This window comes from Hydrogenophaga sp., from assembly GCF_051858985.1.
Taxonomy (GTDB): domain Bacteria; phylum Pseudomonadota; class Gammaproteobacteria; order Burkholderiales; family Burkholderiaceae_C; genus Hydrogenophaga.
In genome coordinates this window covers 1,249,688-1,263,901 of sequence record NZ_JBHYGM010000002.1, presented here as the reverse complement: position 1 = coordinate 1,263,901, position 14,214 = coordinate 1,249,688, and the positions used below count along the sequence as shown (strand labels likewise).

The 14,214-nt window shown below is 66.4% G+C and carries 11 protein-coding genes; 6 read left to right on the top strand and 5 right to left on the bottom strand.

The features are described from left to right. Positions 1-143: 143 nt before the first annotated feature. The 3 genes from ACTIEY_RS12365 to ACTIEY_RS12355 are packed head-to-tail and all read left to right on the top strand — an operon-like array spanning position 144 to position 6,052. Positions 144-1,406: an efflux RND transporter periplasmic adaptor subunit gene (locus tag ACTIEY_RS12365; protein WP_439519396.1), complete on the top strand. Its 1,263-nt coding sequence runs from the start codon at positions 144-146 to the stop codon at positions 1,404-1,406. A gap of 13 nt (positions 1,407-1,419) precedes the next feature. Further along, positions 1,420-4,569, top strand: a complete 3,150-nt coding sequence (locus ACTIEY_RS12360; RefSeq protein ID WP_439519395.1) for an efflux RND transporter permease subunit — start codon at positions 1,420-1,422, stop codon at positions 4,567-4,569. A 4-nt stretch (positions 4,570-4,573) separates the two neighbouring features. Next, a complete protein-coding gene (locus ACTIEY_RS12355) occupies positions 4,574-6,052 on the top strand; it encodes an efflux transporter outer membrane subunit (RefSeq protein WP_439519394.1) in 1,479 nt (492 codons plus the stop codon). Here ACTIEY_RS12355 and ACTIEY_RS12350 read toward each other — a convergent pair. From ACTIEY_RS12350 to earP, 4 genes are all read right to left on the bottom strand, one after another. Beyond that, entirely contained in the window at positions 6,049-6,918 is an 870-nt protein-coding gene (locus ACTIEY_RS12350; protein ID WP_439519393.1) for a TIGR00730 family Rossman fold protein, read from the bottom strand. The genes ACTIEY_RS12355 and ACTIEY_RS12350 overlap by 4 nt on opposite strands. 27 nt (positions 6,919-6,945) lie before the next feature. Continuing rightward, a complete protein-coding gene (locus tag ACTIEY_RS12345) occupies positions 6,946-7,824 on the bottom strand; it encodes an AEC family transporter (protein WP_439519392.1) in 879 nt (292 codons plus the stop codon). Between the two features lie 89 nt (positions 7,825-7,913). Then, positions 7,914-8,468 (bottom strand): elongation factor P, encoded by a 555-nt coding sequence (gene efp / locus ACTIEY_RS12340; protein ID WP_428289644.1) that lies wholly within the window; start codon positions 8,466-8,468, stop codon positions 7,914-7,916. Between the two features lie 76 nt (positions 8,469-8,544). Continuing rightward, positions 8,545-9,639, bottom strand: a complete 1,095-nt coding sequence (gene earP / locus ACTIEY_RS12335; protein ID WP_439519391.1) for an elongation factor P maturation arginine rhamnosyltransferase EarP — start codon at positions 9,637-9,639, stop codon at positions 8,545-8,547. Positions 9,640-9,689: 50 nt separating this feature from the next. Between earP and uvrC the strand changes: the two genes are divergently transcribed. The 3 genes from uvrC to ACTIEY_RS12320 are packed head-to-tail and all read left to right on the top strand — an operon-like array spanning position 9,690 to position 13,241. Further along, positions 9,690-11,747: an excinuclease ABC subunit UvrC gene (gene uvrC, locus ACTIEY_RS12330; RefSeq protein WP_439519390.1), complete on the top strand. Its 2,058-nt coding sequence runs from the start codon at positions 9,690-9,692 to the stop codon at positions 11,745-11,747. A 23-nt stretch (positions 11,748-11,770) separates the two neighbouring features. Continuing rightward, entirely contained in the window at positions 11,771-12,340 is a 570-nt protein-coding gene (gene pgsA / locus ACTIEY_RS12325) for a CDP-diacylglycerol--glycerol-3-phosphate 3-phosphatidyltransferase (protein ID WP_439519389.1), read from the top strand. A 10-nt stretch (positions 12,341-12,350) separates the two neighbouring features. Next, a complete protein-coding gene (locus tag ACTIEY_RS12320) occupies positions 12,351-13,241 on the top strand; it encodes a DMT family transporter (protein WP_439519388.1) in 891 nt (296 codons plus the stop codon). Here ACTIEY_RS12320 and ACTIEY_RS12315 read toward each other — a convergent pair. Further along, positions 13,198-14,166: a LysR family transcriptional regulator gene (locus tag ACTIEY_RS12315; protein WP_439519387.1), complete on the bottom strand. Its 969-nt coding sequence runs from the start codon at positions 14,164-14,166 to the stop codon at positions 13,198-13,200. The genes ACTIEY_RS12320 and ACTIEY_RS12315 overlap by 44 nt on opposite strands. Positions 14,167-14,214: the final 48 nt, after the last annotated feature.

Genomic DNA, 14,214 nt, shown 5'->3' with positions numbered 1-14,214 from the left:
CCAAGACCCTGGTGCGTCTCTGCCCAAGCACCGGACTATACATACATTCTTGTATGTATGTATACTCCACGGCTTTTGCGACGGGAGCTCCATGCGCTGCGATGCAGCCTCCCGCGCTGCCCCATCTTCACCCGAGGATTCCCATGTCCGCCTTGAGCCAGATCAAGTCCGCGCCCGCCGTGCGCCAGCGATTTCCCTCGATGTCACCCGCTCGCCTCGCGCAGGGGCTGACCGTTTTGTCGCTCGCGGTGCTGCTCAGCGCCTGCGGCAAGCCCGACGCGCCTGCGGCCGCTGCCCCAGGTGGCGGCATGCCGCCACCCGAAGTCGGCGTGGTCACCGTGGCTCCCGGCGACGTGGGTTTGATGACCGAATTGCCCGGACGCCTCGAAGCTTCGCGCGTGGCGCAGGTTCGTGCGCGTGCCGCCGGCATCCTGCAGGAGCGCCTCTTTCGCGAGGGCAGCGAGGTCAAGGCGGGACAGGCGCTGTTCCGCATCGACGCAGCGCCGTACACCGCGGCGGTGCAGAGTGCCCAGGCCAGCCTCGCGCGATCGCAGGCCAATCTGACGCAGGCCACGGCTCTGGCCGAGCGCTATGCGCCGCTGGTCAAGGAAAACGCCGTGAGCCAGCAGGAATTTGCCAGCGCCGTGGCGGCGCAGAAGCAGGCCGAGGCCGACGTGGCCGCTGGCCGCGCGGCGGTGCAGACCGCCAACATCAACCTGGGCTATGCCCGCGTGACCGCTCCCATCTCGGGCCGCATCGGCCGCGCGCTGGTGACCGAGGGTGCGCTGGTCGGTCAGGGCGAAGCCACGCAACTGGCCGTGATCCAGCAGATCAATCCGATGTACGTCAACTTCACGCAGTCGGCCGCCGAGGTCTACCAGCTTCGGAAGGCCATGGAGAGCGGACAGCTCAAGGGCGCGGGTACGGACGCCGCCAGTGTGCAGGTGGTGCTGGAAGACGGGAGCGTGTTCGAGCGACCCGGCCGCCTGCTGTTCTCCGATCTGACGGTCGACAGCACCACGGGCCAGATCACGCTGCGCGCTGAGGTCCCCAACCCCAAGGGCACGCTGTTGCCGGGTCTGTATGTGCGGGTGCGCCTGGAGCAGGCCACGGCAGGCAACGCGATCACGCTGCCGCAGCAGGCCGTGACACGCTCGGCGCAGGGTGACACGGTGTCGGTGGTGGGTGCCGATGGCAAGGTGGCCCAGCGCAAGGTGAAGGTGGGTGGCGAGCAGAACGGGCAGTGGGTCATTGTCGACGGCCTCAAGGCCGGTGAGCAGGTGATGGTCGATGGCTTCCAGAAGCTGCAGATGATGCCGCCCGGCACGCCGGTGAAGGCAGTGCCGTGGCAGAAGCCGGGCAGTACCGCGCCCACCCCGCCATCGGCGCCCGCCGCATCGAGCTGAGGAGCGCCCCGACATGGCGAAATTCTTCATCGACCGGCCCATTTTTGCGTGGGTGATTGCGCTCTTCATCATGGTGATGGGCGGCGTGGCCATCACGCAGTTGCCGATCGCGCAGTACCCGCCGGTGGCACCTCCGGCCATCGTCATCAACGCCACCTATCCGGGCGCGTCCGCTGCCACGCTCGAAGACAGCGTGCTTTCGGTGATCGAGCAGGAAATGAACGGCTCCCCCGGCCTGATCTACATGGAGTCGGTGGCGCAGGCCAACGGCACCGGCAGTATCACGCTGAGCTTCGAGACCGGTACCAACGCCGACCTGGCGCAGGTGGACGTGCAGAACCGGCTATCTCGCGCCTCGCCGCGCCTGCCCTCGGCGGTGACGCAGCAAGGCGTGCGCGTCGACAAGTCCCGCAGCAACTTCCTGCTGTTCACCATGCTGTCCAGCGACGATCCGGCATGGAACCCTGTTGCGCTGGGCGACTACGCCTCGCGCAGTGTGGTGCCCGAACTCCAGCGGGTAGCCGGCGTGGGCCAGGCGCAGCTGTTCGGTACCGAGCGCGCCATGCGCATCTGGATCGACCCTGCCAAGTTGCTGGGTTTCAACATGAGCTCCACCGATGTCACCAACGCCATCCGCGCGCAGAACGCGCAGGTGTCGGCCGGTGAAATCGGCGCGTTGCCCAACGTGGGTGGCCAGAGCATCTCGGCCACCGTGGTGGTCAATGGCCAGCTGGCCGACGTGGAACAGTTCGGCAACATCGTGCTGCGCGCGAGCCCCGACGGCGCCACGGTGCGACTCAAGGACGTGGCCCGCATCGAACTGGGCGCACAGGCCTACTCCACGTCGGCTCGACTGAATGGGCAGCCTGCGGTCGGTATTGGTGTGCAGCTCTCCCCGAGCGGCAACGCGCTGGCCACTGCGGAGGCGGTGCGCGAAAAGATGGCGCAGCTCGAAGCGTTCTTCCCCGCCGGCATGTCCTGGTCGATTCCCTACGACAGTTCGCGCTTCGTGAAGATTTCCATCCAGCAAGTGGCCGTCACACTGGGCGAAGCCATGCTGCTGGTGTTCCTGGTGATGTTCCTGTTCCTGCAGAACTTCCGCTACACCATCATTCCCACCATCGTGGTGCCGGTGGCGCTGCTCGGCACGTTTGCCACGCTGCTGGCGATGGGGTTCTCGATCAACGTGCTCACCATGTTCGGCATGGTCCTGGTAATCGGCATCGTGGTGGACGACGCCATTGTGGTGGTGGAGAACGTCGAACGCATCATGAGCGAAGAGGGCCTGCCGCCACTGGAGGCCACGCGCAAGGCCATGGGCCAGATTTCCGGCGCCATCATCGGCGTGACCGTGGTGCTGATCTCGGTCTTCGTGCCGCTGGCCTTCTTCAGCGGCTCCGTGGGCAACATCTACCGCCAGTTTGCGGCGGTCATGGGCGTGTCCATCGCGTTCTCGGCCTTCATGGCGCTTTCGCTCACGCCCGCGCTGTGCGCCACATTGCTCAAGCAGGTGGAGGCCGGGCACAACCACGAGAAGAAGGGCTTCTTCGGCTGGTTCAACCGGGGCTTCCGCCGCACCGCCAAGCGCTACGAAGGCGGCGTGGCCGCGCTGCTGCCGCGCGCCGGCCGCACGCTCATCATCTACGCCGCGATCGTGGCGGTGGCTGCGGTGGTCTACATGCGCCTGCCGACCTCGTTCCTGCCCAACGAGGACCAGGGCACGATGCTGGTGAACGTGCAGCTGCCGCCCGGCGCCACGCAGGAACGCACGCTGGACGTGATGAAGCAGGTGGAAGGTTTCATCCTCAAACAGCCGGAAGTGCAAGGCATGGTGAGCGTCCTGGGCTTCAGCTTCTCCGGGCAGGGACAGAATGCCGCACTGGCTTTCATCACGCTCAAGGACTGGTCGGAGCGCACCGAACCCAGTAGTTCCGCTTCGGACCTGGCCGGCCGTGCCTTCGGCGCGCTCTCCGGCATTCGCGATGCGTTCATCTTCCCGCTGAGCCCGCCGCCCATTCCCGAACTCGGTGCGTCGTCCGGCTTCAGCTTTCGCCTGCAGGACCGTTCCGGCCAGGGGCGTGAGGCCTTGCTGGCCGCGCGCAACCAGTTGCTGGGCCTTGCCGCGCAAAGCAAGGTCATCACGCAGGTGCGGCCTGACGGTCTGGAAGACGCGCCCCAGTTGCAGATCGATATCGACCGCGACAAGGCGAATGCGCTCGGCGTCGGCTTCGAAGCGATCAATGCGGCGATCGGCACCGCGCTGGGCTCCAGCTACGTGAACGATTTTCCCAATGCCGGGCGTCTGCAGCGCGTCGTCGTGCAGGCGGACGCGCCGGCCCGCATGCAGCCCGACGACCTGCTGCGCCTGAACGTGGTGAACAACCGGTCTCAGGCGGTGCCGCTGTCGGCGTTCGCCACCACGCGCTGGGTCACCGGTCCGATGCAGACCGTGCGCTACAACGGTTACCCCTCCATGCGCATCAGCGGCAGCGCCGCACCCGGTTCCAGCACCGGTGCTGCCATTGCCGAGATGGAGCGGCTTGCCAGCCAGTTGCCGCAGGGCTTCGGCTATGAGTGGACCGGGCAGACGCGCGAGGAAAAGCTGGCCGGCGCGCAGGCCCTGGTGCTCTACGGCTTTGCCATCCTGGCGGTGTTCCTGTGCCTGGCCGCGCTGTACGAGAGCTGGACCATCCCGCTTTCGGTGATCCTGGTGGTGCCGCTGGGCGTGCTCGGCGTGTTGCTGGCGACGTTGGGGCGAAGTTATTCCAACGACGTCTACTTCCAGGTGGGGCTGATCACCATCATCGGCCTCACCGCCAAGAACGCCATCCTGATCATCGAGTTCGCCAAGGACCTGCAGGCGCAGGGCAAGAGCGCGATCGAGGCGGCGCTGGGTGCGGCCCACATCCGGTTCCGACCCATCGTCATGACCTCGATGGCGTTCACGCTGGGTGTGTTGCCGCTGGCCCTGGCCTCGGGCGCGGGCTCGGCCAGTCAGCGCGCCATCGGCACCGGCGTGATCGGCGGCATGATCACCGGCACCGTGCTCGCGGTGATTTTCGTGCCCATCTTCTTCGTGGTGGTCCGCACGCTCTTCAAGGGCAGCAAGCGTCAGCAGATGCACGACGCCGAGCAGGCCCGACACCATGGACATGGAGCCTAAGCCAATGTTTGAGAAGCACCTCTCCCCGATGCGCACTGCGCTCACACTGGTGGCCGCGGCCGTGCTCGCAGGCTGCTCGATGATGCCGACCTACGAGCGCCCGGCGATGCCGGTGGCGCCCGAGTGGCCGGTCGCCACGCCTGCTGCCGCACCCAATGCCGTACCTGCGGCCGATATCGCCTGGAGCGATTTCGTGGGCGATGCGCGCCTGCGTGAACTGATTGCCCTCTCGCTCGCCAACAACCGCGACCTGCGTGTGGCCACGCTCAACATCGAGCAGGTGCGCGCGCAGTACCAGATCCGCAGCGCCGACCAGTTCCCCACCGTGAACCTGGCGGCCAGTGGCACACGCCAGCCTGCGGCCGACGGCAGCGGCGGCATCAGCAACGTCTACAGCGTGGGCCTGGCCCTCAGCGCCTGGGAGATCGATTTCTTCGGCCGCATCGCCAGCCTGAAAGAAGCCGCGCTGGCGCAATACCTGGCCAGCGAGGAAGCGCAGCGCGCGGCGCAGACCAGCCTCGTGGCCGCCGTGACCAGCACCTGGTTGAGCCTGCAGGCCAACGAGGAACTGCTGGCGCTCACCCAGCGCACGCTGGCCACGCGCGAAGATTCCTTGCGGCTGAGCAAGCTTCGCTTTGACAACGGCGCGTCGTCCGCGCTCGATCTGCGGCAGGCCGAATCGTTGACGGCCTCTGCGCAGGTGGCCCAGGCCCAGCAGCGGCGCCTGCGCCTGCTCGATGTGAACGCACTCACCCTGCTGGTGGGCCAGACACTCCCCGCGAACCTGCTGCCCACGGCGGCGCCTGCACCGGCTGCACCAGCCGCGCAAACTTCGCAAGCAGGCACGGCCGTGGCGGTTCCGGCCGCGCCCGCCATGGGGGCGTCCATGTTGCGCGATGTACCGGCCGGGCTGCCGTCAGACCTGCTGACGCGCCGCGCCGACATCCGGCAGGCCGAACAGCAGTTGATCGCCGCCAACGCCAACATCGGCGCCGCGCGCGCTGCGTTTTTCCCGCGCATCTCGCTCACCGCCAGTGCCGGCACCGCCAGCTCCGACCTGTCCGGTCTTTTCAAGAATGGCAGTTGGGGCTTCACGATCGCACCGCAGGCATTGCTGCCCATCTTCGATGCCGGACGCAACCGCGCCAACCTGGATTCCGCCTGGGCCGGCCGCGACATTGCGGTGGCCCAGTACGAGAAGGCCATCCAGACCGCGTTCCGCGAGGTGGCCGACGCCCTCGCGGGCAACGCCACCTGGGGAGACCAGCTCGCGGCCCAGCAGGTACAGGCCACGGCCGAGGCCGACCGCTTCAGGCTGGCCGAACTGCGCTACCGGAACGGCGTGTCGAGCTATCTCGACGTGCTGGATGCGCAGCGTTCCCTGTTTGCCACCCAGCAGGCGCTGGCGCAAACGCGGCTCGCGCAGCAGCAGAGCCAGGTGGCCCTGTACAAAGCCCTGGGCGGCGGCTGGACGCAGCCCTAGACCTTCAGGTCGTAGAACTGGACGATGTGTTCCCAGGCGCTCTGGGGATCGTCCACGTACTTGAACAACTCCAGGTCTTCGGGCGAGATCGTGCATTCCTCGACCAGGACCTCCAGGTTGAGCAGGCGTTTCCAGTAGTCGCTGCCGAAAAGAACGATTGGCACCGGCTTGGACTTCCGGCACTGGACGAGGGTGATGACTTCGAAGAGCTCGTCCAGCGTGCCGAAGCCGCCAGGAAAGGCGACCAGCGCCTTGGCGCGCATCATGAAGTGCATCTTGCGCAGCGCGAAGTAGTGGAACTTGAAGCTGAGCTCGGGTGATACGTACGGATTGGCCGATTGCTCGTGGGGCAGGGCGATGTTCAGGCCGACGTTGAGCGCGCCCTCGTCGTGCGCACCCCGGCTGGCCGCCTCCATGATGCCGGGGCCGCCGCCCGTGCAGATGAAGAGCTGGTCCGCCTGCGGGCACTGCTTGCTGTAGCGCGCCACGATGCGCGCGAATTCGCGGGCATGGTCGTAATAGTGGGCGTTGCGCACCATCGCCGTGGCGGCGCGAATGGCGTGTTCGTTTTCCGTGATCTCGGCCTTGGCGAGCAGTTCGCGCGCGTCGTTCGCCTCCCGGAAGCGTGCGCTGCCAAACACCACCACGGTGTTCTCGATGCCCAGTTCCCGCTGGGCCAGATCGGGCTTGAGCATTTCGAGCTGCAGACGGATACCGCGCGTTTCGCGGCGCAACAGGAATTCAGGATCGGCGAAGGCGAGCCGGTAGGCGTCCGCATGCAGCGCGTTGCCTTCGTTGGAATGGGCCTGCAGCTCGGCCCATGCATCGGCGAGGCGCCGTTCGTTGAGATCTTGGGTGGCTTCCATGTGAGGCTCCTTGTGGTGTGTGACGGCCTAGAGACCCAGTGCCAGCGCGATCGGCACGAAGACCACCGCCAGGGCATTGCCCAGCATGATCATGGCACCGACCTTCTCGGGTTCCTGGTGGTAGCGTTCGGCCAGCATGAACTGCATCACGGCTGGTGGCAGCGCGGCAAACAGCAGCAGTTGCGCGCGAGCAACCCCGTCCAGGCCCAATGCCCAGGCCAGTGGAATGCCGATGGCCAGGCCGAGCAGGGGACGCGCCAGCGCTCCCAGCAGGCCCATGGCCAGGCCGTCGCGCGTCAATGAGGTCAACCGCACGCCCAACGCAAACAGCATCATGGGAATGATGGCGTCGCCCAGCAGCTTGAGGCCGGAGAGCACGACGTCGGGCGGCCTGATGCCGCTCACCGCGCTCGCGAGGCCGAGCAGCGTCGCGATCATCAGCGGGCTTGTCATCAGGTCGCGTGTGCGCGCGATCCGGCTTGTGATGCGCGCACCCACCGAGAAGTGCAGCAGGTTGCTCACGGCAAACAGAGCCACCGCAGCGCCGAACTGTTCGGCGCCGAAGGCGAGCAGCGCCAGCGGAAGGCCGAGGTTGCCGCAGTTGTTGAACATGACCACCGGCACCAGCGTGCGCGGCTGGACGCCAAAGGCGCGCGCCAGCGGCCAGGCAAGCATGCCGCCGCCCAGGATCACCACGGCGCCGCCCAGCAGCAGGGGCAGGTGGTCGGTGATGACGAAGGCCTTTGACGCCATCACCGAGTACATCAGCATGGGCGCCAGCACATCCAGCGCGATGCGGTTGAAGGTGGAGAGATCCGGACGTGCGCGGCGGCCGTAGCCATAGCCGATGGCCACCACCAGGAAGACCGGGATGATGACGTCCGCGATGCGTGAGACCAGGTCCATGGTGGGCGCGCTGTGTGGGATTCGTTTCGATCAAAACGAAGAGGCTCCCGCAGGAGCCTCTTCAGACAAAGGACGCGTCGCGCGCGCCTTCAGACACGCTTGCGGTACTCGCCCGTGCGCGTGTCGATCTCGATGCGGTCGCCTTGTGCCACGAAGAGGGGCACGGACACTTCGAAACCGGTGGCGATCTTGGCAGGCTTGAGCACCTTGCCCGAGGTGTCGCCCTTGACGGCCGGCTCGGTCCAGGTGATCTCACGTTCCACGCTGGTGGGCAGTTCCACCGAGATGGCCTTGCCGTCGTAGAACACCACTTCGACGGTCATGCCGTCTTCGAGGTAGTTCAGGGCGTCGCCCATGTTCTCGGCTTCCACCTCGTACTGGTTGTAGTCGGCGTCCATGCACACGTACATCGGGTCGGCGAAGTAGGAGTAGGTGCACTCCTTCTTGTCCAGAATGATCTGGTCCATCTTGTCGTCGGCCTTGCAGACCACTTCGGTGGCCATGTTGTTGAGCAGGGCCTTGAGCTTGAGGCGCACGGTGGCGGCACCACGGCCACCACGGCTGTATTCGGTCTTGAGGACGATCATCGGGTCCTTGCCGTGCATGATGACGTTGCCGGCGCGGAGTTCTTGAGCGATTTTCATAAGGGTTCCAACGGTTGGTCCGCATGGTGCCGGCTTGGGCTGCGCACCCGACCGGTTTTCCACAAAGCCTCGAATTTTATCGCTTTTCCAGCACGAAGCCGGTCAGCTGGCTGGCCAGGTCTGCCTGGGCCAGCAGCCGCGCGCGCGCTTCGAGCGTGCAGGTGCGCCACTGCAGCAGGGTGGTGCCATCGGGCCAGATGGCAGGGGTGGCATCGATGCCGTTCCAGGCCTGGTGAAAGTCCCGCAGCGATCCCGGGGCCTGCAACCAGTCGAGAAAGGCCGCCAGTTTGGCGTGGTGGGCGCTGTCGTCCTGGGGGTAGATCTGCCACACGAAAGCCTGGCCCGCCCACAGCGCACGCACCAGCGAATCCTCGCCGCGCACGAAGTTGAGGTCGCACGACCACAGCAAATGGTCGAATTCGTGCTGAGTGAGGCGGGGCAGGGCGTGAAGGCGGCAAGCGGGTCCGATCACACCCGGCACGGCCCGCACCGCCTGCGCGGCCCGGCCCGGTGTCACCAGCCAGTCGCTGGCCGTGTCGGCCCGGCCAGCCTGCTGCAGGACGGAGGCCAGCGGCCCAGGTTCGTAGCAGAACAGCGAGACACGAAGCGATGCGCCATTGGCCGCGGGCGAGAGATCGAGCCCCTGCCGCCACGCCGATGCATCGAACGAGGCCTGTCGAGAAAGCAGGTCTTCTTCGCGCAAGAGGCCGCCGGTGTCACCCGTGAAGCCGGGGTAGAAGAACCATTTCGTCAGTCCTCGCGCGGGGCCTGTCATCACGGGCGATGGCAGGCGATGCGAGCGTTCCACGTACGGCTCGGCGCTGAGGTACTCCAGGTTGATCCACACCGGCGCCCGTTGGCCGGCCGCCATCTGGCGGCCGAGTGACTCGATGCACTCCGGCGGCGGATCGCAGCCGAAGGCCTCGATCCAGACGTCAGACAGCGGCAGGTCTTCAAACAGACCGGAAGGCAAAGGCGACGTCCAGTGCAGGACCTCGATGTTCGGCACCCCGCCCTGAAGTGCGCGCGGCGCCATCCACGCCAGCGCATCCGGGTCATCCAGCCAAAGCCGGACCTGCTCGCCGCGGCCCGCCAGCTGGGCGGAAAGCCGCCAGCAGACACCGACGTCGCCGTAGTTGTCGATGACCTTGCAGAAAATGTCCCAGCGCATGGTCGCCATTGTCGGGGCAAGGCTTTCAAGGCCGCGCACAATACGCGCCCATGGCCGACCTGCATTCCGATCAACTGCTCAGTGAAGTGGCCGCGCTGCCGGCGCTGCCGGGCGTGTACCGCTATTTCGATGCGCAGGGCCAGTTGCTCTACGTGGGCAAGGCTCGGAACCTGAAGAAGCGCGTGGCGAGCTATTTCCAGAAGAACCACGATGGCACGCGCATCGGGCACATGGTGGGCAAGATCGTGCGCATGGAAACCACGGTGGTGCGCTCCGAGGCCGAGGCGCTTCTGCTGGAAAACAACCTGATCAAGACGCTCAACCCGCGGTTCAACATCCTGTTTCGCGACGACAAGAGCTATCCCTACCTCAAGATCACCGGCACGCGCGACAAGCCGCTGGCGCGCGCACCATCGCCAGCGCAGGCGTTTCCGCGCATGGCCTACTACCGGGGCGTGGTGGACCGGCGCCACAGCTACTACGGCCCCTATCCCAGCGCCTGGGCGGTCAAGGAATCCATCACCTTGCTGCAGAAGGTGTTTCGCCTTCGGACCTGCGAAGACACCGTGTTCGCCAACCGCACGCGGCCTTGCCTGCTCTACCAGATCAAGCGATGCAGCGGGCCGTGCGTGGACCTGGTCGACCACGAGGTGTATGCGCAGGACGTGCGCGATGCCGAACGTTTCCTGCGCGGCGAGACGCAGGCCGTGCTGGACACGCTGGAGCAGCGCATGCTGGCACACGCAGAAAAACTGGAGTTCGAACAGGCGGCCGAGCTGCGCAACCAGATCAGCGCGCTCTCACGGGTGCTGCACCAGCAGGCGGTGGACAACGTGTCCGACAAGGATGTGGATGTGCTGGCGGTCAAAGTGCAGGGCGGTCGCGCGTGCGTGAACCTGGCGATGATCCGCGGCGGTCGTCACCTTGGCGACCGGCCGTATTTCCCCGCCCATGTGGAGGACGCGACCGCCATCGACAATGCCGTGTCCGACGAGGTGCCTGCGAAAGGTGACCCGGCCGAACGTGTGGCCGTGCAGGTGCTCGAAGCCTTCATCGCCCAGCACTACCTGGGCGTGGCCATGCCGCACACGCTGGTGACCAGCCACGCTGTGGGCAAGCCCTTGCTGGACGCGCTCACCGAGCAGACCGGTGCAAAGGTGCACGCCGTGCATCAGCCGCGCGAGCACCGCCGCATCTGGCTGGAGATGGCGCAGAAGAACGCCGACATCGCCCTGGCGCGCCTTCTCGCCGAAGAGGGCAGCCAGCAAGCCCGCACGCGCGCACTCGCCGACGCCTTGCACCTGCCAGACGACCAGCTCGATACCCTGCGCATCGAGTGCTTCGACATCTCGCACACGGCGGGTGAGTCCACCCAGGCGTCGTGCGTGGTGTTCGAAGGCCACAAGATGCAGAACAGCCAGTACCGCCGCTACCGCATCGAAGGCATCACGCCGGGTGACGACTACGCCGCCATGCGACAGGTGCTGCTGCGCCGTTACGGCCGGATCGCAGAGGCCATGCGGGCCGACGACGCCCCCGTGCCGCCACTCTCCGTGGGCGCGGAGCCCGACGTCACCGTTCAGGCCGAACCCACCGTTCAGGCTGAGCCTGTCGAAGCCCTGGCCATGGAGCCCACGGCGGAATCCGTCGCCGGCCCGCGAATGCCGGACCTCGTGCTCATCGACGGTGGCAAGGGCCAGGTGAGCATGGCGCGCGAGGTGTTCGAGCAGCTCGGTCTCGATCTCTCGCTCATCGTGGGCGTGGAAAAGGGCGAGGGACGCAAGGTGGGGCTGGAAGAACTCGTCTTCGCAGACGGCCGCCAGAAGGTCTACCTGGGCCACGACTCGGCTGCGTTGATGCTGGTGGCGCAGATCCGCGACGAAGCGCACCGCTTCGCCATCACGGGCATGCGGGCGCAGCGCGCCAAGGTGCGCACAGGTGGAAGCCGGCTCGAGGACATTCCGGGTGTGGGACCGAAGAAGCGCGCCAGACTTCTGCAACGCTTTGGAGGCGTGCGTGGCGTGGCTTCGGCCAGCGTGGAGGACCTCAGCACGGTGGAAGGCATCTCGTCCGAACTGGCCGACGCCATCTACAGGGCTCTGCACTAGCCAAGTCCATAATCGGCCCCACTATGTTCTTCAACCTCCCCACCCTGCTCACCTGGGCCCGCATCGTGGCCATTCCGCTGATCGTGGGGGTGTTCTACCTTGAAGGCATGAGCCCGGCGCAGCAGAACCTGGTGGCCACGGTGATGTTCGTGGTGTTCGCCTGGACCGACTGGGCCGACGGGTATCTCGCGCGCAGGCTGAACCAGACGTCTGCCTTTGGCGCCTTCCTTGATCCCGTTGCCGACAAGTTTCTGGTGTGTGCGAGCCTGCTGGTGCTGGTGCACCTGGACCGGGCCGACGTCTTCGTGGCGCTCATCATCATTGGCCGTGAAATCGCCATCTCCTCGCTGCGTGAATGGATGGCCATCATCGGCGCCACCAAGAGCGTGGCCGTGCACATGATCGGCAAAGTCAAGACCACGGTCCAGATGGTGGCGATTCCCTTTCTCCTGTACCACGGCACCCTGTTCGGCCTGATCGACACGCAGCTCTGGGGCACCTGGTTGATCTGGATCTCGGCCGTGCTCACCGTCTGGTCGATGGTGTATTACCTGCAGAAGGCCATTCCCGAGATTCGCGCCAAGTCGCGCTGAAGGCGATTCCATGAACTCGCCTGTGCAAGACAACGCCTGGCTGCGCGCCATGCCCTGGGTGTTCGTGCTGATCTGGAGCACCGGCTTCATCGTGGCGCGCTACGGCATGCCGCATGCGCCGCCCATGAAGTTCCTGGCGGTTCGCTACGCCTTGTCCATCCTGTGTTTCCTGCCCTGGATCTTTCTCGCGGGCGTGAAGTGGCCCACCAGCCGCGCCCAGTGGTTCCACCTGGCGATCACCGGGGTGCTCATGCACGCGGGTTACCTGGGTGGCGTGTGGGCGGCGGTGAAGGCCGGCATGGGTTCAGGCCTCTCGTCGCTCATCGTGGGCCTGCAACCCGTGCTCACCGCCATCTGGCTGTCGGGCACAGGCTCGAAGGTGAGCAAGCGCCAGTGGCTGGGCCTGCTGCTGGGCTTCACCGGTCTGGTGCTGGTGGTGTCGCGCAAGTTTGGCGCCGGCGGTCCGGGCGACCAGGCCAACTGGCTCAACCTCTCCTTTGCGGTGATGGCGTTGTTCGCCATCACGATCGGCACGCTCTACCAGAAGCGCTTTGTCGCCGCCTGCGATGTCCGCACCGCCAACGCGGTGCAACTGCTGGCGGCGCTGCTGGTCACGCTGCCCCTCACGCTGCTCGAAGCCGAGGCCATGAACTGGAACGGCGAGCTCATCGGCGCCATGGCATGGTCGGTGCTGGGGCTCACGCTGGGCGGCAGCTCCCTGCTGTACATGCTCATCCAGCGTGGCGCCGCGGCATCGGTGACCAGCCTCATGTACCTCGTGCCACCCTGCACGGCGCTGATTGCCTGGTTGCTGTTTGCAGAGCCCATCACCGCGGTCACTCTGGCAGGAACGGCGCTCACCGCGTTCGGCGTGGCGCTGGTGGTGCGCTCGGCACGCTGACGCGCTTCCAGGGTTCCTTGCGGAAACTCTCCGCCAGAAAGTCCACCAGCAACCGGATGCGACGAGGCGTCTGAGGCCGGTAGGGTGCCAGCCAGTGGACGTCGGCTTCCGGCATGGCGTAGGACGGCAGCACGCGCACCAGATTTCCACTGGCGAGTTGAGGCGCAATGTCCCACAGGCTGCGCAGCATGATGCCGTGGCCCGCGAGGCACCAGTCGCGCACGAGCTCACCGGAGTTGCTGGACAGCGGCCCACTGACCGGCACATGCTTGACCTGCGCCTCGCCTGCGCGACGCAGTCGCCAGTGATCGAAACGCTGGCCCGGTCCGCCGCCGTTCTCGCGCACGACCAGGCAGATGTGCGCCGCCAAGTCCTGCAGCGTTCTTGGCGTGCCGTGCAGGTCCAGGTACCGCTGTGCGGCCACCAGCACCCGCTGGTTGCTGGCGAGCCGGCGTGCCACCCATTCGGACGCCCGCTCACTGGGTGCGTTCCACAACCAGATGGCACCGTCGAAGCCCTCCACCGCCAGATCGGGCAATTGCTCGGTGAGCTGCAGTTGCACCTGAATGCCGGGATGACGCGCCTGGAATGCAGCCAGTGCCGGCCCCACCCACAGGCGACCGAACCCGAACGTGGCGGCCAGACGGATCGGTCCGGCGGGTTCGGTCTGGCGCTCGCGCAACTCGGCCTCCACCTCGTCGAACGCACGCAACAGGTGGACCGCCCGATCGCAAAGCGTCTCGCCCTCGGGCGTGGGGCTCACGCGCCGCGTGGTGCGCTGGAACAGGCGCAGGCCCAGGCGCGCCTCCAGCGCTGCCAGCCGCTTGGTGACGGCCGACGGCGCGATGCGCAGCGTGCGGGCGGCCAGGACCAGGCTGCCCTGCTGCCGGACCGCCATCACGAGTTCCAGATCAGCTCGGTCCAATTGATTCCCCAGGAGAAATAATGCATTGCCACATTATTGCCGTCTTGC